The organism is Acidimicrobiia bacterium, from assembly GCA_016650365.1.
Lineage (GTDB): Bacteria > Actinomycetota > Acidimicrobiia > Spongiisociales > JAENVV01 > JAENVV01.
This window is the reverse complement of sequence record JAENVV010000286.1, coordinates 1-17,669: the sequence shown is the minus strand read 5'-3', so window position 1 is coordinate 17,669 and position 17,669 is coordinate 1. Positions and strand designations below refer to the sequence as shown.

The following is a 17,669-nucleotide window of genomic DNA, read 5'->3' as shown; positions in this document are numbered from 1 at the left end:
GTTCGGCGTACGCCGGACCGGTACCTGCTTTGAGGTTTCTACACTCCCCGGTGTGCCACACATCGATATCAACGACGCCTCCCTACGCATTGGACGGGTTCCGATCCTGTCCGACATCACGCTGGCCTTGATGCCCGGAGACGTCGCCTGGCTGAGAGGCCCGAACGGGGCCGGTAAATCAACTCTCCTGCGATTGATGGCCGGTTTGATGAGGCCCACCAATGGTCAGGTGTCAATGTTCGGAGCGGCTCCCGGTCCGGCTACCAGGAAACGGGTCGGCCTCGTCGCCCACCACCCGGCTCTGTATGAAGATCTGACGCTTGACGAGAACCTTCACCTGGTCGCCAAACTGGCTGGCGTTCCAAAAAATCGGGTCGACGAAGCGTTGGAGGCAGTCGGGCTGAGCGGAGCCCGCAGTCGCAGGGCAGGCGAGGCATCCGAGGGGATGAGACGCCGCGCCGACCTGGCACGTCTACTCCTGGTCGATCATGACGTGCTACTCCTCGATGAAGCCCACTCCGGCCTTGACCGGGCTGCCGGCGGCCTGGTTGAGGCACTTGTTGAACGCTGTATCCGCAGAAAAGGGGCCTGTGTCATCGTTTCGCACGCCACCGAGATCACGTTCGCCAGCTGCACGATCGAATTGAACGAGGGGCGGCTGAAATGACGTTTCGGAAACAAGCCATGATCATTCTGCGTAGAGACTTGCGAATTGAAGGGCGCTCGGGTGAAGCCATGTTCATTACCGTTCCGTTCGGTCTCGTGGCTCTCTTTTTGATACCGCTGGCACTCCCGCTGAATACGGAACTTCTGTCGACCATCGGACCGGGCATGTTCTGGGTGGTGACGCTCCTTTTCGGCATGTTCATTACGTTTCGTCAGTCGGCGGCCGAATCATCGGCGCAGAAGGAGCAGCTACGCATGCTCGGAACGGATCCCGCCGCCCGCTTCACCGGTCGGGCAGCCGCCAGTGCCATTCTGCTGCTGGGCTTTGAACTGGTAGTGGCTCCCACCATGATCGTTTTGTTCGCTCCTGCCGCAGTCCCGGGTTGGCTTGCAGTAACTCCCCTGGCAATCCTGGCGGCGGCCGGCCTCGCCATCATCGGAACTCTGGCTGCCGACCTCACTGCGTCACTGCGGACCAGATCGGCGTTGGCTCCACTCCTCGTCGCCCCGCTCTCCGTTCCGCTTCTCGTTCCCGCTGCCCAGGGGATGGAATCCATTCGCACAAAGAACGGTATCCTTATCCCTGCATTGTTTATGGTCGCGGTCGTACTCGCGGTAGCCGTAATCGGTGTCGTGACAGCCCAACCACTTGAGGAGACGACGTGATGAAGCCTCGCTACGCCCTTCTCGGCCTGGCGACCATTGGCATGGTGTATGGCTTCTCCTGGGCTACCCGGATGCCCGGCGATGCCGTACAGGGAGAAAGCGCTCGGATCATCAGCGTGCACGTCCCGACTGCCTGGTTGGCGTTCCTGGCGTTCGGAATGACGGCCGTTTTCGGGATCGCCTGGCTGGTCACCAAGCATGCCAGAGCAGATCATCTTGCTGCTGCGTCTGCCGAAGTCGGTGTGCTCTTCACTGGATTGGCGCTCATCACCGGCATGATCTGGGGCAAAGCGACCTGGGGCATCGCCTGGGACTGGGGGGATGCACGACTTGCCAGCACGGCCATGATGTTCTTCGTCTATCTCGGCTACCTGGCGTTGCGCCGGGCCACTCCCGACCCCACACAGCGCGCCCGCCGATCTGCCGTATTGGGTGCCATTGGGGCATTACAGGTCCCCCTCGTCTACTTCTCGGTCAATATCTGGCGGACGCTTCACCAAACCCAATCCGTGCGGCCCGATGGTGCCAGCATGCCGACCGAAACGTTGATCTCGATGCTCGTCAATCTGGCGGCCTTCACGATCCTCTACCTCGGCCTGTTGGTATGGAGGGCTGATCAACTTCGTTTCGAAGAGGCTCGCCTGGCGCAGACACATCTCACCCCCAACGCCGGTGCAGCGGTCATTCCTCCCAAGTTGCAGCCTGGCTCATGACCGATCCCTCCGTGCTTTCCTCGTTCCTCATCACGTATGTCGCCGTGGTTGCGTACGTCGCAACCCTGTTCTGGCGAGACCGAAAGCAGCGCAAGGACCTCTCATGAGAAACAAGCTGTTTGTTTTCCCGGCGGTAGCAGTCATTGGCGTTATTGCCGCATTTCTGATCAGCGGCGGCCTGACTTCGAACACGGTGTACTACCTATTCCCCGACGAGGCTGTCGCCCAGCGAACCAGCTTCGCGGATGGCCGGGTCTTCCGCCTCGGCGGCCGGGTCGTGAGCGGTTCGGTCGTGTCCACTGACGAAACGACGTTTGGGGTATCAGATGGGGGCACCCTCATAGAAGTCGTCACGGATCGAACCCCTCCGCAGCTATTCGGCGATGACATGCCGGTGCTTCTCGAAGGCACCTGGGAGGGTGATCGGTTCCGGGCCACCCAGATCATCATCCGACACGACGAGCAATACGTAGCGCCCGACGGCTACCAAGAGAGCCCATGAACGCTCTCCTCGGCGACGTCGGACTACTCACGTCCCTGATCGGTGCCATCCTCTTGATCGCAGCCGGTTTCCAGTTGGCAGGGGGCGTGGTTCTCCCCGGCTGGTACCGAACCGGGACCCGATTCCTTCTGGGAGGAGCCATCGTTTCGATGGTGGCGCTTGAGATCGGGTTACTGACGGACAATTTTTCCATTGCGTACATTGTGAACAACTCGGCAACGACCACCCCAACCATCTTCAAGATGGCGTCTGCCTGGGCTTCCCTTGAGGGCAGCATCGTCTTGTGGGGATTGGTGCTCGCCGTATTCACCTGGCTCGTCCATCGCCAGTTTGATGGATCACAAGACCGGCTGGGGGCCGGCGCCCTCACGGTTCTCGGCATCGTCGCTCTGTTCTTCTTCGGCCTCATGGTGACCGTCGCGAATCCATTCGCGGTCTGTACCGAAGCCTTGGGAACCAGTTGTGCGGGAAGTTCGCCCTGGCCGTGGGCCGGTGCGGCGACCATCATCGAAGGCCGGGGACCCAATCCGCTCCTTCAAAACCACATTCTGATGGCGGTTCACCCCCCGATCCTGTACACCGGTTATGTGGGGATGACGGTTCCGTTCGCCTTCGCAATCTCTGCTCTCGCCCAACGGTTGCCCGGAATCGAATGGGCCCGCCGCACCAAGCAGTGGACCCTCATCAGCTGGTCTGCCCTGACAACCGGCATCCTGTTGGGTGGTTGGTGGTCATACGAGGTACTCGGCTGGGGCGGGTACTGGGCCTGGGACCCGGTTGAGAACGCTTCGCTCATGCCCTGGCTTATGGCAACCGCTTTCATACATTCATCGTTTGTTCAGATCCGGCGCGGCATGCTCCAGTCATGGAACTTCGTGTTGGTCATTTCGACCTTTTCGCTCACCATCCTCGGTACGTTCTTGACCCGATCGGGGGCCATAACCTCGGTGCATTCGTTCACCCAATCGGCTATCGGCCCTGCCCTCCTGGCGTTTCTCGCCGTGGTTGTGATCGGCTCGTTTGCATTATTCGCCACCAGAGCCGAGCTGGTGGCAAGTTCCCCTCGACTTGAATCATTCTCAAGCCGTGAAGGGGCATTTCTCACGAACAACCTGCTCCTGACCGTGTTCGGGTTTGTCGTCCTGATCGGGACCATCTTCCCAATCTTCGTGGATGCCTTCGCGAACCAGACGGTGACCATCAGTGCACCGTTCTTCGATCGATTCGCGGTCCCACTGTCACTAGGACTCATTTTGGCGATGGGAATCGGGCCCGTTATGCCGTACCGGGTAGCCAGCCCGACCCTGGTGTGGGGCCGGATTCGCACCCCGATGCAGGTCGGCCTGGCCACCGGAGCTCTCGCCGTGTTCCTTGGCGTTCGGGCGGCCTGGCCCATTCTGACCTTCACACTGTCCGGATTCGTGGCCGCCGTCATCATCCGACACCTGCTCACCCAGGCCGGACGAATCCGCGCCAAGACCGATCTGACGTGGGGAGCGGCCTTGATCCGGGTCCTGCAAGGTGACCCCGGCTTCTGGGGCGGTCAAGTTTCCCATCTCGGCGTACTCATCCTGGCGGTTGGCATCGCCGGATCAGGTGGTCTGGGTGTCACGGACACCACCACGATCGCGGTGGGTGAATCGACAACGTTCGCCGGATACCAACTCGAATACCGGTCGCCCTTCAGCCGGTCAGAACCGAATCGCGAGGTGCTGGGGGCGCGGGTATTTGTGAGTAAGGATGGTCAAACCATTGGCATGGTGGAACCACGATTGAATCGCTTTGCCGGAGTCGGGCAGTTCATTCCTACCCCGGGCGTTATGTCGTTGCCATCGGGCGATCTTTATGTTTCGGCCGTCGACATCCAGGCCGACTCAATGACTGCCGATGTGTGGTGGTTTCCGCTCCAGTGGATGGTGTGGCTCGGCGGTCTCGTGATCGCCATGGGTGGGGTATGGTCGGCCGCCATGCGCCGTGTGACGAGGCAACCGGACGGCCCGGTCAAGGAACCCGCCCTGGCCGATGCGTAAACGTAGTTGGATCCGCCTGGTCATCACGTTGGCATTGGCCACCATCGTCGGGTGGGGCATGCTGGGGAACCCCCCAAGCGACGCCGACCGTTTGGCGAGTCTCAGCTCACGGGTGGCGTGTCCGGTCTGCGAGAACTCGATTGCCGACTCCCAGTCTGCCTACGCTCGCAATATTCGCGCCTATATCGCGGCCGAGATTTCGCAGGGCCAAAGTGATCGGCAGATCCTCGATGGCCTGGCGAATAGCTTCGGCGATGAAATCATCATCGACCCATCCACATCAGGCCTCGGGTTGGCGTTGTGGGTGGCCCCCGGGCTGGCCATATTCATCGGTGCCTGGGCAATGCGGTCCCTCCGACGAGGCCCCAGGGCAGACTCGCCATGAATCCGGGAGACCTTCTCTTTCAGGTTGAACAAGATCTCGCTGATGTCCAGGAACAACGTGCCAGCGGCGAACTCGACGAGGCCACCGCCAACCGCCTCACCGACACCTACAAAGCCGAGATCGCCCGACTACAGGGTGCTGAGGATCAGGTAGACCCGGCCTCAACTTTGCCGCGTTCTCGGAGCCGGTTGATGGTAGGAGCGGTCATACTCGCCGTCGCCTTCGCCGGAATCACCTGGGCTGCCAGTGGTGCTTTGGTCGGGAGGGAACCCGACGCTTTTTCTGGACCCGATCGTCAGGTCGATCTTGCCACCATCGGTAACGAGCAAATGATCGAAGTGATCAACGCCAACCCTGACATACCCGAGGTCAACCGTATGCGCCTGGCACTGGCAGAGCGATACTTCGAAGCGAGCGAATACTCAGATGCTTTGACGTGGTTCCAGGTTGTGCTCGATTCCGGACCTGCTCCGGCCGACGAGTCTGAAGCTCTTGCTCGGATCGGCTGGATGATCCTCGAGTCGGGCGAGCCCGACACCGCGCTGCGCTTCGAGGACCTGGCCCTGGAAGCCAACCCCGCCAACCTCGAAGCCAACTATTTCCGGGGCCTGGTGTATGCCCGACTCGGCCGGACCGACGAGGCACTGGCTGACCTACGATTGGTCTCTGACAGCCCGGACTTGCCCGATGACGTCCGCTCCGTGGTCACGAACGCCATCGCCGCCCTTGAGGACGGCTCATGAAAACCTCCCGGATCGCCTGGCTTGGTGTATTGGTCCTGCTTGCCGGGGTGATCGTTCTGGCGGTGAACCTGGCAGATACCGAACCTCGTGTTTCATCCTCGCCGCTCATCAATCAGCCTGCACCTGGATTCGACCTTCCCCGACTCGACGGGGCCGGTCAGATCAACCTGGCTGATTACCGCGGAAAGATCGTCATGGTGAACTTCTTTGCGTCGTGGTGCATCGAGTGTCGGCTGGAACATCCCGAACTCACGGCGGCTGCGAACACGTTGGCCGACGATGTCAAGCTCATCGGAATCACCTACCTTGATACGCCAGCCGACGCCAATGCCTTTCTCGACGAACTCGGGCGCGCCAGTTCCGCCGAGTACCTGTTTGACGAACCGGGCTTCGCCGCCATCGAATACGGACTGTTTGGGGTACCGGAGACGTTCTTCCTGGATGAATCCGGGGTCGTCGTTGCCAAGATCACCGGCCCGGCCAATCTTGGACTCATCCTGGGCATCATCGAAGACATCAAAGCCGGCAACACCATCGGTGTAACCGAGACCGGCACGCCGCAGGGCTCACCAAACGATTGACGACACCTGCCTAGCGGCAGCCGGCTATCTCGGGAGCGTCGAGTCCAGCCAGTCCGTCGCCCTCCCCCTTCAAGTATCGATCAAAGAACGAGACGAGCTGCGATTCAACCAGCTCACTACTCCGAATGGGGTCGAGGGACCCGCCGATCCCGAGGTACTTTGACAAGGGCGATAGCCGCGGGAGCAGGGTGAAATCCCGGTGAGCGGTTCCCATGATGCACCCGAAGGACACAACGTCGGTTGAGGCCTCCCGCAGCGTGGCGAGCGGGATCTCGTTCGGCTCACTGAGCCAGGCTTCTGAGCGAAGGATCGCCATCGGTACCTGAACGCCGCCGGCCAGAATCGCCTCATCGACGGGTTCGACCCAGGGATCGAGGCCATACACCGCCGAGCACCGATCGTCGGTGGCGCAGAACTCGATCGCCGCCCCCCCGCCGGTCGAATGGCCGAAAACCCCGATGCGACCCAGATCGAGGCGGCCGGCCATCGGACCCCGGGCATTGAGGTCCTCGACGGCTGCCAGGGCCTGGCCGATATCCAATCGAAAGATGTCAACGAGTGTCTCTGAGGCGGCCGCGTACGCCGCGTCGCCGACCGTTTCCTCGTCAGGAAGGGCGGCCGGATCAAGCGCCGCGAAGGTTGCTCCGTCGTCGATGGTGGTCCCCAGAGCGCCGTATGTGTGGTCGATGGCCACGACAACATACCCGGCGGTGGCCAACGCCTCGGCTTGCGAGAAGGCGACCGTCCGGAAACCGGCCCACCCGTGCGAATACACAACGACCGGATACGGTTCAGATTCGCCGGCAACGGGTGCATCGAACACGCTGCCCATAGTGGCGTTGCGTAAATGGTTGAGCGCAAACGAAGGCAGTCCGAGGTAGGCGGCAGTGGCTGGAGCAAAGTCGTCGAACGAATCGACAAAAGGGGCCAGAGGTCCATCACTCGGTTCGGATGGGTACCAAATCTGGAGGGTGATCTGGCGGAAACCACCCGGATTCGGTCCGTAGAGCTCCACCCGGTCAGGACTCACCGATCGCACGGTCATGGTACCGATCGGCGTCGTTGGAGCGGCCAACTGAATCACCGGAAGAGCCAACGTTGGAATGACCAGCACTCCGATCCCCAGGACCCCCGAGAGGCCTTTGCCCAGTTGAGCGATCCGCCCGCGAGGTGTTTCGGGAGATTCCGGGGTGGGCGACACAATCTCCCAGGCCGTCGACACGGAGAGAATCACGACGAGGAGGTACATGGGATAGAGCTGCCATCGGATGTTTTCGACGCGAACATGCATGAACAACGCCCCGGCGGCGGCCAGAACAGGAATCCATCCAAAGGGCCGACGCGGCAAGCCGGTAACGGACGGCCACAGGACGAACCCGGCCAACGACCCAACCATCACCAATTCCCACACGCTCATACGGCGAATCTACACAGCTTTGAGATCGAAACCGTACGGCAATTCAAGGCGATGGACCGCCAGCATTTCCGGATCGCTGAGCAGTTCCCTGGTTCCGCCATCGGCAACCACCTTCCCTGCGTCGATAATGACAGCTCGTTCACACAACTCAAGGGCGTAGGGCAGATCATGGGTGACCATGAGCATCGTTACTTCAAGGCCCTTGAGAATCGTGGCCAGCTCTCTCCGGGAGGCGGGGTCAAGGTTGGAGGAAGGCTCGTCAAGCACCAGAATTTCGGGTTTCGAAGCAAGCACGGTCGCCACCGCCACCCGGCGGCGCTCGCCAAGCGAAAGGTGGTGTGGAGCGCGGTCGATGGCATGCACCATCTCGACCGCGCCGAGTGCGTCCCGGACACGCTCGTCGAGTTCGTCACCCGAAACGCCGAAATTGGCTGGACCGAACGCAACGTCCTGACGAACGGTTGGCATGAACAATTGATCATCGGGATCCTGAAATACCATTCCGACTCGGCGCCGAATGTCCATCACCGAGGTGTCATCGAGCGGCGTTCCCCCGACCACCACTCGTCCGGGCGGAGGCATGTGGATGCCATTCAGATGCAGGACGAGCGTGGTCTTACCCGCCCCGTTCGGGCCGAACATCGCCACTCGCTCTCCTGCCCCGATGTGAAGATTCACCCCATCGAGAGCCTTGAGACCACCCGGATAGGAGAAGGTGAGATCGGTGACTGAGATCGAGGCGCTCATCCGGAGACCACCAGGGCGACCGCCGCCGTAATGATCGCCAATCCGGGCAATGCCAACGCCCGCACCACATCGGCGGTCAACGTCGGGACCTCGCCGAACGTCGGCATAGAACCCGCGTAACCTCGTGACACCATCGCCATGTAGACCCGCTCCCCCCGCTCGTAGGAGCGAATGAACAGCGCCCCGGCAGAGGTGGCGAGTGCCTTCACCTGCCAGAAGGCCTTGGGTTCGTAGCCGCGGGCAGCCATCGCTACACGCATACGCGCCATCTCACCACTTATCACCTCGAGATAGCGGACCATAAAACCGGCAATCGCCACGATGGCTTTCGGGGCACGCAGGCGGTTGAGGCCGGCCAGAATGTCTGGAATCTCCGTTGTGGCTGCCAGCAGAATCGAAGCCACTACGCCACAGGAGCCCTTCGCCAGGATCGTCCAGGCGGCGAGAACCCCGGCCTCGGACAATCTGACTCCGCCGAATTCGAGAAATGGGCCTTCCCCGACCAACGGGAGCAGCACTGCAAATGCCAGAAATGGCACCTCAACGAGCATTCGCCGGGCAATAAACCGGACCGGTACGCCGGCTAATCCGGCCACCAGACCGAGCACCGACGCGTAGAGGCCGAAAGCCCAGACTGCCCGCGCCGGCGTTGCTACCACCGCAACGACGAACAAGAACAGTGCTGCCACCTTCAGATGGCCGGGCAATCGATGTACGACCGAGTGCCCATGAATGTGAAGAGCATGCGCGTGGCCGCCACTCATACCGGTGACCTGCGTCGCAATATGGTGAACGTAACCCAGCCGAGAAGAAACGTCACAACCATGCCCACCGCAGCAGCCACAATCCTGCCAGCTCCAGCAGAAAGACCGGCTGCCCCGTAGTTCGACAACGGGGAGGTGGCGGTCAAACTTCCCTGAGCTCCTTGTGCAAACCCGGTTTGCTCGGCCACCCACTGCAACCCGTCGGGGTTCGAGGAAGCGAAGACGGTAAGTGACACCAGAATCGCCGCAGCGACGCCGGCGAGTATCCAAAATCGTTTCATGGGCAGCCGGGGACCACCTTCGGCTGTCAGGTCGCTCGCTCCAAATACCAGATCGGGTCGGGCCTGAAGGACCGCCCCGACGACCGCCACTGTTATGAAGCCCTCGCCGATGCCGATCAGGAGATGGGAGCCAGCCATGAGCAACAATACATTGAAAAGGTTGACTCCACCGACCCCACCGATGGCGTATTCGACGACAAACATAACTGCGGACACCACCACGGACAGGGTCGCCGCCACAAATGAAGCACCGAGAACTGCCCGCCGGGACGCCCGGAACGGGGCCCGGACCAATCGGAACATGAACCAACCACTCAGCGTCGTAACCACGGCCATGTTGATCAGGTTTAGGCCGAGTGCCGAGACTCCGCCATCGGCGAACAACATAGCCTGGAGAATGATCACAACTGAGACGACCACCACTGCCACTGATGGACCCATCAGAATGGCCGCAAGCGCACCGCCGAGTAAATGGCCGCTCATGCCTGGTAGCACCGGGAAGTTGAGCATTTGCAGCACAAATACGAAGGCCGCCACCAGTCCTGCCAGAGGGATCTGACGGTCTTTGAGACGAGCTGCTGATTGGCGGAGCGCTCCACCGACTCCGCCGGCGGCAATTACTCCCGCCCCAAGCGACGTCGTGCCGTTAATAAAACCATCGGGAATATGCATGGGATCGCCTCTTGCAAGCTACTTGCAATAACTATACGGCGATTCCGAGCCGACCGTGAATCAGGTTATCCGGCCGTCTCGACAAGGGAGTCGAGTTCCGCCCGAAGAACCTCTTCGCCGGCTGCACCAGCCCACGAGGTCTTCACGATTCCATCGTGGGTGATGAGCACGGAAACCGGTTGATAGGGAACCCCGTAGGCAGAAAAAACCTTCTCTTCGGCGTCTAACCCCCACAACACGCTGCCAGACGGAAGCAGTTGGGATGCCCGTTCGGTCGTGTCTTGCAAGGATCCCTTCCACGCCACCGCCAGGAACGTCACCTGGTCTGCATAGTCAGCGGAAACTTTGTCGATAACGGGTAACTCCCGTTGGCAGGAACTTCACCACTCGGCCCAGAACACCATGTAGACCGGCCGGGACCCTTCCGACAAGGTGAAGGTCGAACCGTCTGCGAGTACCAGTGAAAAGTCAGGGGCGACCGGTCCCTCTACTCCGGACGGTGCCCGCTCCGCCGGAGATACAGCTGTATCTCCGGTGACGCCTGACGTCGTTTCAGTGATCGGCCTGGTAACCGCGCTCGTGGTCGGCGCACCTGCAGCGCCCGGGATCGAAGTGGCCGTGGTCCCGAGCCCGACGGAGACGTCGGTGCCACAGGCTCCCAGCACAAGGCCGAACACGACGAGAAGGTTGGCGGAACGGTTCATGCCGGCCAGTTTGCAGCAGAATCAAATCTATCTCAACCTGAGTTCCCCAAATGTTCACAATCCCGACAGTATCCGCCGAGGGCAAAGTGGGATGGGTTGACGGTGAATCCGTATGAAGCGTGCAGTTCCCTGAAGAACCCCTCCAGCCCTCCGGCAGGCACGTCGATGGTGGAGCCACACGTGTCGCAGGTCAAGTGGTGATGGGGTTCTGACTCACTCAGGTGGATAACGCCCGGTCCGTGCCCGAGATGGACATGATGGGCAATCCCCAGCCGTTCGAAGACCTCGAGCGTCCGATAGACCGTCGAGGGGTTGATGGCCTGTTTGGCGATTTTCTGGGCCTCATCGTGCACCCCCGCCGAGGTCAAATGTTTGTCATGCCCGTCGGCAATGACCTGGCAAATCGCCTGACGGGCGGCGGTTACCCGGAGGCCCTCTGCCCGTAAGACTGCGATCAGGTCATCGGCGGCGACGTGCATTACCGATCCATCTCTTGGCTGAGGTTGATAACCCTTTGGAGCACGTTTTCAGCAGCCCCCGAATCAATGGAGGCTTCGGCAAGCGGAATCCCATCGGCAATCGAAGGAGCTTTGCCGGACGCCGCGATCCCGGCCGCCGCATTGAGGACCGCAATGTCTCGCCGGGGTCCGGCCTCGCCAGCCAGCACGCTTCTCAGAATCGTGACGTTATCGGCCGCGTCACCACCCAGAAGGTCCTCCAGCTTCGCCCGCCTGAGTCCATGATCGGCCGGCTCGAAGGTTGACTTCTTGATAACGCCACCGTTGAGCTCAAATAACGTCGAGGGACCGATCGTCGACAACTCGTCGAGACCGTCGTCGCCATAGAACGCAAAAGCCCTGACCGCACCAAGGTTGGCCAGCACACCGATCATCTTCTCGGCCATTTGTGGGTCGGCCACTCCGAGTGCCAGGTGTTGGGCCGTGGCAGGGTTGGTCATCGGGCCGAGAAAATTGAATACCGTCGGAATCCCGAGTTCCGATCGCACAGGGCCGGCGTGCCGCATGGCCGGGTGGTAGTTCCGGGCGAAAAAGAAACCGAACCCCTCTTGTTCGATAATTTGCACCGTCATGGCCGGCTCGAGGTCTATGACCATGCCAAGGGCTTCGAGAACATCAGCTGATCCGCACTTCGAAGAAGCCGACCGATTACCGTGCTTGGCCACCGTGCAGCCCGCTCCTGCCGCAATAAACGATGCCGTGGTCGAAATATTGAACGTCCCGAATCCATCTCCGCCGGTGCCAACGATGTCGAGCACCGGGCGGTCTATCGTCACGCGAATGGAGGCTTCGCGCATCGCCTCGACCAGACCCGTTAGCTCGTCGGTCGTTTCACCCTTTATCCGGATGGCGACGATGAATGCCGCAATCTGAGCGGGGGTCGCCCTGCCCGACATGATCTCGGTCATCGCTCCATGGGCCTGATCTCTCGTCAGGTCGGCGCCCTCTGAAAGCGGTTTGAGCGTGCTTGACCACTGCATAACATCGATCTCCGGGCTACTTGGATGTTGCGCGCATCGTAGTCGCCGGACCCGCACTTGCGGACTGACTCCCGGCTGGCGCACCAAGGAGACCGGTGAGGGTCAAGCCAGCCGCGCCGGCCCGTCCGGAACGATTTCCGACGCCATCGTCGGGTGATCCCACCCCGAACTCCCCATCGTTCGGTGGCCCCGAAGAGGGTGGCTCGGCGATGATCCAGAGTTGCGGTTGAATGGTCATCCGGGGTGACACCTTGTCGCCATATGGACCTCTGACGGAACTACCCCGGAAACGATTCGATCACAGTTTCGGTGTTCACCGGCAGTGGCACTACCATAGGACGGCAAGATCTCACGAATTACAGAAAGGAACTCGCCGCGGTGTCTGATACGACCCTGTACTTCTCATATACGGCGCTCATGTCGCCATATCGTCTCAGGGACGTAGCACCTGGAGCCGAGTTCCAGTTCATTGCCCACCTCCCTGAAACCAAACTTATCTTTCCGTTCGAACTCGAAGTTGGGGCCGGCGCTCTGCCATCGGTTCGTCCCGAGCCGGGGAACACGGTCTGGGGGGCGATGTTCGCGGTAAGCGATCAGGACCTCGAAGCGATCAGCGCAGCGGAACTCGAAGAGCTGCGGTCGATCACCTACGACTTCAAGGCGGTCGATCGCGAAGGCAAGCGTCACAGCGTCGTTACCCACGTCCATGCGGATAGCTCCGATCGCGTGGCCCATCCCTCGAAGAAGTACATGGGCCAGATCGTTCTGGGTGCCCGGCATTGGAAGCTGCCAACCGGCTGGATTGCCGGACTCGAAGAACACATGGACAACCCGGCGTAGTTGCCCTATCCGACCGCCCCGGCGGTCACCGATCCAACCTCTACCCCGCAACCGCGGGGTCGACGTAAAACCGTTTCCTCGCCCACAGCGCAACATATACAAGACCGACCAAGACCGGCACCTCGATGAGTGGACCAACCACACCGGCCAGCGCTTCACCCGACGTAACACCAAACACACCGATGGCTACCGCAATCGCTAGTTCAAAGTTGTTGCTCGCCGCGGTGAACGCAACGCTGGCGTTCTTCTCGTACGGCAGATGCAAACGCAGACCTAGTGCGAACGCCACGGTCCACATCAACCCGAAATAGGCGAGAAGCGGAAGGGCGATGCGCGCCACATCGAGAGGTTGAGCGGTGATGGTCTCGCCCTGGAGAGCGAAGAGGATCACGACGGTAAAGAGGAGCCCGTAGAGCGCCCAGGGGGCGAGTTTGGGAAGGAACCTTCCCTCATACCACTCAACGCCACGGCTACGTTCCCCCCAACGGCGGGTGAAATATCCACCTGCCAGCGGAATCCCCAGGAACACGAGGACGATCTTGGCAATTTCCCACATCGACACATTCAACGCGGCACTCTCAAGTCCCAGCCAGTTCGGTAAGAGCTCAAGGTAGAAGTAGCCCAATACCGAATACGCGACGACTTGAAAGACCGAGTTGAGTGCCACAAGCACCGCAGCGGCTTCTCGATCCCCGCACGCCAGATCGTTCCAGATAAGCACCATGGCGATACACCGGGCCAGCCCGATAATGATGAGCCCCGTCCGATACTGTGGCAGATCGGGCAGCATCAGCCACGCCAGCGAAAACATCAGGGCCGGACCAACCACCCAGTTGAGTATCAACGAAGTAGCTATCAGTTTCCTGTCGGTGGCGATCTCACCCATCTGCGAATAGCGGACCTTCGCCAGCACCGGATACATCATGACGAGCAGTCCCACCGCAATCGGCAACGAAACTGATCCGATCTTGACGGTGTCGAGCCAGTCGTTGAGATCAGGAAAGACCCTGCCCAGACCAAGTCCGAGGATCATCGCCACGATGATCCAGACCGGCAGGAAACGATCAACGACTGACAATCGGGCGAGTGCCGGTTCGGTCACGGTCGGTTGGCTCCCGGTCACGACTGGACCCCGATCGGCTGGCTCCCGTACCCATTCATGTTCGGTCAGTCATTTTAGGTCCTGGCTATTGGATCTCACGGCGGCTCCGGTTGGAGACAACCCGATCCCGATTACTGTCAATCTACGGGCCTCATACGACGCCCGTGAACGGTTCAGGTGGCGAAATGGATAATCGCCTGGCATCAGTCGTAGAGTTGACGGTACTCGCCCTCCAGTCCAAGGATCGATCACGCAATGTTCCGAACGTTACAGTGGCATGCTCTCATGCTCGGCTTTGGGGCGGCCGCCGTGATCGCCTCGCTCGCTGCAACGCTTACGTGGGCAGCCACAGCTGCCTTGGGCCGAAACTCCGTTACCGGCGCGGTGGTGTTCGGAGTTCTGGTCGGACTGGTCGGAGCCGGCTACGTTGGCGGCAGGCTTTCGATGCGAAAGATATTCCACGGCACACTGGCCGCCTTGGCCTTTGGATTCGGAGTGACGATTGCCTCAATGGCCGGAGGGAGTCCCGCCCCGCCCGTCCAGCAGGCTTGGTTTCTGTTCCTCGCCGCCGGACTTGGTGCCACAGGCGCCTACCTGGCCAGCCGGTCCAAGTAGAAGTGCGTTAACGGCGAGATCCCGCCCATCGGGCGGGATCCCACAAGTTTGAGTTCGCCTATAAGCCGGATTCTGTCTCCTGTTTCTTTCGAGCGAAGCTCGATCAAAACAGGCAGCGACCATCTATCTGGGATTGCCGTTACCGGTCAACCTCGTGCGGCCTACCCGAGACGTTCACCTCAAACGAGGATCGACGGGCCGTCATAGTCTCTGCATGGCCTTGCTCCGGGCGGGGTTTACCAGCCGTGCCGGTCACCCGACACGCTGGTGGTCTCTTACACCACCGTTTCACCCTTACCGTGCCTTGCGGCGTTGGCGGTTTACTTTCTGTTGCACTTTCCATCGGCTCGCGCCGCCTGGGGGTTACCCAGCGCCCTTGCCCTGTGGAGTCCGGACTTTCCTCCAGGATTTCTCCCGGCGGTCGCCCGGCGAACTCACGGTAACGATAACCCGCTTTGACCACCAATGAGGTCGGTCTGACTTTGGTAGGACGACCACGAGTACCAGAAGCCGTCGGGGTTATGGCCATGGTTCGTCTCAAGCACTCCCCTGCCAGTGCCACATTGGCCGGAGGCATCGGCTAGGCGCTATTCGGCGTCGAGGATTTCAATGAGCCTCATGGCTCGCTCGTCGAACAAACTTCCTCCTGCCCACAGTCCAAGTGCCAGGACTCCCCCGCCGTAGATGACTGCCACGAGGGCAGCCAACGTTACGCCTCCCACTCCCCCGATCGCCCAGCCGACCAGTAGGCCCACGGCCATCGGAAGGAGGGCAAGCCCGGTCACGAAGAACCCACCCAGGCCGAAAAGCATGACGCGGAACTGCCCGGCCGTTCGAGTCGCAAACAGATTCTCTTCGGGCAATTGATATGCCGCATAAACGGCTACCACTGCCCCCACACCGACAAACAGGCCCGACGTAGCCATCGCCGTCAGGAATCCCGCTCCCAAATAGGAGATGCTTCGACCTGACCATGCCAGCAGCCCGGTCACGACCAGCAATACCGGAGTGGCAGCCAACAAATAGGCGACAATCTTCCCGGCCAGCACCTGTCTTCCCCGGACACCGGAGAGAACGTACATCCAGAAGCTGCCGCCATCGAGACCAAAGGTATTGAACATGAGCGGGGCAAGGAGAGCGAACGAGACGGCTGAAACGGTCATCGGTGCCCATGACCCCAACTGGCCGGTAAGCGCTGAGTACGCGAGTCCGACGATAATGATGACGCTGGCGAGCAACTGACCCTTGACCCGGAGATCACGACGCAGATATTTGAGCTCCTTGGCGGTTACCGCCCCGACCGGGCCGCTCATGAGCCGACTCGAACCGAACCCGAGGCCGGTCGACTTAAGACGCTGGACCGGCGTGGTGTCACCGGTTTGGATACTCAGGCGGCCAAGCGCCCAACCAAACCCCGACACCATACCCGCCGACAAGGCCAGGCCGAGTGACAGCACCCCGATTGAAGAAATCCAGTCACCTTCCATCAGGCTCGCCCCGACCCCGCCGAGCGCCCCAAACGGGTTCCACCGAACCACCCTGGACACCCACCCGAAATCAGGATTAGCGCTATCCACGAAGGTGACTGGCACGAGGCTTGGCAGAACGAGCAGCATGAGCGCCGCCAGTGATACGATTTCTCGACCTCGCCGCCATCGCAGCATGTCGCTCAGGAATGTCGTCAGAAATCTCGCTTCAAGCAGGCACAACGCCCACACCAGGACCGCCGCCACCCATGCGCCAGCGGCCGCCCAGCCCCATCCGAGCGCATCTGTCTGACCGGCTGCCACACCTCCCACCAGGAGCAAGGTGAACGCCGACCCCGGACTGATCATGCCTGCCACGGTCAACCCGGCGGCCATCTGATGGCGGGTTAGGGGGTAATTCTCGAACGACCTCGGCTCGAGCGTCTGATCGATGGAGGCCATCACGATCGGTCCGACGATCCAGATGAGCGCCACCGCCGAATAGATGATCCCCACGACGACGGGATCACCGTCGACCCTCTCGATGACGAAACGAACCAACCAGGCGAAACCGACCCCGAACCCCCCGATCATGACGATCGCCAGCACGGCCAGAACGGGCCATTTGCCAGATCGAGCAATGTTGAAGAGGGTCCTTAGCTTGAGTCGGGCAAAGACCCCAACCATGACAGCTCTCCATCTGCAAGCACGGCCCCGCCGACCATTTCTACGAACACATCCTGCAGCCTCCGGCCACCCGTCACGGATTCAAGGGACCCGGCCGCCAGCACCGCACCCTGGTTGATGATGACCAGGCTGCTGCACAGGCGCTCGACGACATCCATGGCGTGATCCGAGAACACGACCGTTCCGCCCCCTGCCGCGTAGCGGCCGAGAATCGCCTCGACCACCTGACGGGACACCGGATCGACCCCCGCGAACGGTTCATCGAGGAAGATCACGAGCGGACGATGGAGTAAGGCGGCCGCGATGGCGAGCTTTTTGGTCATTCCGAGGCTGTAGTCGGCTACCAGAGTCGTGGCATCGTCGGCCAGGCCAAGAACACCCAACAGCTCAGCAGCCCTGGCCCTCACTGCCGGCTCCTCCAAGCCGCGCAGCTGCCCTGAGAAATGAAGCAACTCGACACCCGTCAGTTTCTGGAAGAGGCGAGGCTGGTCAGGCACCAACCCGATGACGGCTTTGGCCGCCACCGGATCGAGCCACACGTCATGGCCCGCCACGGAAACGGACCCACTGTCAGGGCGGAGCAGGCCGGT

General features: G+C 61.0%; 22 protein-coding genes and 1 other RNA gene. 10 read left to right on the top strand and 13 right to left on the bottom strand.

Annotated elements, in window-relative coordinates:
* Positions 1–52 precede the first annotated feature (52 nt).
* The 8 genes from JJE47_15985 to JJE47_15950 all read left to right on the top strand — a co-directional run bounded on the left by JJE47_15985 (position 53) and on the right by JJE47_15950 (position 6,286).
* Positions 53–667: an ATP-binding cassette domain-containing protein gene (locus JJE47_15985; protein MBK5268919.1), complete on the top strand. Its 615-nt coding sequence runs from the start codon at positions 53–55 to the stop codon at positions 665–667.
* Positions 664–1,332, top strand: coding sequence for a heme exporter protein CcmB (locus JJE47_15980; GenBank protein ID MBK5268918.1), 669 nt, complete (start codon positions 664–666; stop codon positions 1,330–1,332). Before JJE47_15985 ends, JJE47_15980 begins: the two co-directional genes overlap by 4 nt.
* Positions 1,332–2,045 carry a cytochrome c biogenesis protein CcsA gene (ccsA, locus tag JJE47_15975; protein MBK5268917.1) on the top strand — a complete coding sequence of 238 codons (714 nt, stop codon included), beginning with the start codon at positions 1,332–1,334 and terminating at the stop codon, positions 2,043–2,045. The genes JJE47_15980 and ccsA overlap by 1 nt, the downstream gene beginning before the upstream one ends.
* Before the next feature lie 103 nt (positions 2,046–2,148).
* Positions 2,149–2,547, top strand: coding sequence for a cytochrome c maturation protein CcmE (locus JJE47_15970; GenBank protein MBK5268916.1), 399 nt, complete (start codon positions 2,149–2,151; stop codon positions 2,545–2,547).
* Entirely contained in the window at positions 2,544–4,577 is a 2,034-nt protein-coding gene (locus JJE47_15965; protein MBK5268915.1) for a heme lyase CcmF/NrfE family subunit, read from the top strand. Before JJE47_15970 ends, JJE47_15965 begins: the two co-directional genes overlap by 4 nt.
* Positions 4,570–4,962: a cytochrome c-type biogenesis protein CcmH gene (locus JJE47_15960; GenBank protein ID MBK5268914.1), complete on the top strand. Its 393-nt coding sequence runs from the start codon at positions 4,570–4,572 to the stop codon at positions 4,960–4,962. The genes JJE47_15965 and JJE47_15960 overlap by 8 nt, the downstream gene beginning before the upstream one ends.
* Positions 4,959–5,705 carry a tetratricopeptide repeat protein gene (locus JJE47_15955; GenBank protein MBK5268913.1) on the top strand — a complete coding sequence of 249 codons (747 nt, stop codon included), beginning with the start codon at positions 4,959–4,961 and terminating at the stop codon, positions 5,703–5,705. The genes JJE47_15960 and JJE47_15955 overlap by 4 nt, the downstream gene beginning before the upstream one ends.
* The gene (locus tag JJE47_15950) at positions 5,702–6,286 is read left to right on the top strand and encodes a redoxin domain-containing protein (GenBank protein MBK5268912.1); all 585 of its coding nucleotides are present in this window, start codon (positions 5,702–5,704) and stop codon (positions 6,284–6,286) included. The genes JJE47_15955 and JJE47_15950 overlap by 4 nt, the downstream gene beginning before the upstream one ends.
* Positions 6,287–6,296: 10 nt before the next feature.
* On the opposite strand, the gene JJE47_15945 is transcribed toward JJE47_15950, so the two are convergent.
* From JJE47_15945 to JJE47_15905, 9 genes are all read right to left on the bottom strand, one after another.
* Positions 6,297–7,703, bottom strand: coding sequence for a dienelactone hydrolase family protein (locus tag JJE47_15945; protein MBK5268911.1), 1,407 nt, complete (start codon positions 7,701–7,703; stop codon positions 6,297–6,299).
* A 9-nt stretch (positions 7,704–7,712) separates the two neighbouring features.
* Entirely contained in the window at positions 7,713–8,450 is a 738-nt protein-coding gene (locus tag JJE47_15940; protein MBK5268910.1) for an ABC transporter ATP-binding protein, read from the bottom strand.
* Complete coding sequence (gene cbiQ, locus JJE47_15935) at positions 8,447–9,214, bottom strand: cobalt ECF transporter T component CbiQ (GenBank protein MBK5268909.1); 768 nt, start codon at positions 9,212–9,214, stop codon at positions 8,447–8,449. The genes JJE47_15940 and cbiQ overlap by 4 nt, the downstream gene beginning before the upstream one ends.
* Positions 9,211–10,167 carry an energy-coupling factor ABC transporter permease gene (locus JJE47_15930; GenBank protein ID MBK5268908.1) on the bottom strand — a complete coding sequence of 319 codons (957 nt, stop codon included), beginning with the start codon at positions 10,165–10,167 and terminating at the stop codon, positions 9,211–9,213. The genes cbiQ and JJE47_15930 overlap by 4 nt, the downstream gene beginning before the upstream one ends.
* Positions 10,168–10,232: 65 nt before the next feature.
* Positions 10,233–10,454 (bottom strand): hypothetical protein, encoded by a 222-nt coding sequence (locus JJE47_15925; GenBank protein ID MBK5268907.1) that lies wholly within the window; start codon positions 10,452–10,454, stop codon positions 10,233–10,235.
* A gap of 93 nt (positions 10,455–10,547) precedes the next feature.
* The gene (locus JJE47_15920; GenBank protein ID MBK5268906.1) at positions 10,548–10,871 is read right to left on the bottom strand and encodes a hypothetical protein; all 324 of its coding nucleotides are present in this window, start codon (positions 10,869–10,871) and stop codon (positions 10,548–10,550) included.
* Between the two features lie 32 nt (positions 10,872–10,903).
* On the bottom strand, positions 10,904–11,350 hold the full coding sequence (locus JJE47_15915; protein MBK5268905.1) for a transcriptional repressor: 447 nt from the start codon (positions 11,348–11,350) through the stop codon (positions 10,904–10,906).
* Positions 11,350–12,369, bottom strand: coding sequence for an anthranilate phosphoribosyltransferase (gene trpD, locus JJE47_15910; GenBank protein MBK5268904.1), 1,020 nt, complete (start codon positions 12,367–12,369; stop codon positions 11,350–11,352). The genes JJE47_15915 and trpD overlap by 1 nt, the downstream gene beginning before the upstream one ends.
* A 16-nt stretch (positions 12,370–12,385) precedes the next feature.
* The gene (locus tag JJE47_15905; protein ID MBK5268903.1) at positions 12,386–12,607 is read right to left on the bottom strand and encodes a hypothetical protein; all 222 of its coding nucleotides are present in this window, start codon (positions 12,605–12,607) and stop codon (positions 12,386–12,388) included.
* A gap of 140 nt (positions 12,608–12,747) precedes the next feature.
* Here JJE47_15905 and JJE47_15900 point away from each other — a divergent pair, with 140 nt between their 5' ends.
* Entirely contained in the window at positions 12,748–13,209 is a 462-nt protein-coding gene (locus tag JJE47_15900; GenBank protein MBK5268902.1) for a gamma-glutamylcyclotransferase, read from the top strand.
* A gap of 40 nt (positions 13,210–13,249) precedes the next feature.
* Here the strand turns inward: JJE47_15900 and arsB are convergent, their stop codons facing one another.
* A complete protein-coding gene (gene arsB, locus JJE47_15895; protein MBK5268901.1) occupies positions 13,250–14,332 on the bottom strand; it encodes an ACR3 family arsenite efflux transporter in 1,083 nt (360 codons plus the stop codon).
* Between the two features lie 234 nt (positions 14,333–14,566).
* Here arsB and JJE47_15890 point away from each other — a divergent pair, with 234 nt between their 5' ends.
* Complete coding sequence (locus tag JJE47_15890; GenBank protein MBK5268900.1) at positions 14,567–14,926, top strand: hypothetical protein; 360 nt, start codon at positions 14,567–14,569, stop codon at positions 14,924–14,926.
* Between the two features lie 45 nt (positions 14,927–14,971).
* Here JJE47_15890 and rnpB read toward each other — a convergent pair.
* From rnpB to JJE47_15875, 3 genes are all read right to left on the bottom strand, one after another.
* Positions 14,972–15,363: RNase P RNA component class A (gene rnpB / locus JJE47_15885), an RNA gene on the bottom strand.
* Positions 15,364–15,513: 150 nt separating this feature from the next.
* Entirely contained in the window at positions 15,514–17,079 is a 1,566-nt protein-coding gene (locus JJE47_15880; protein ID MBK5268899.1) for a hypothetical protein, read from the bottom strand.
* On the bottom strand, positions 17,049–17,669 hold a 621-nt coding region (locus JJE47_15875; protein MBK5268898.1), incomplete at its 5' end, for an ABC transporter ATP-binding protein. The genes JJE47_15880 and JJE47_15875, both read right to left, overlap by 31 nt.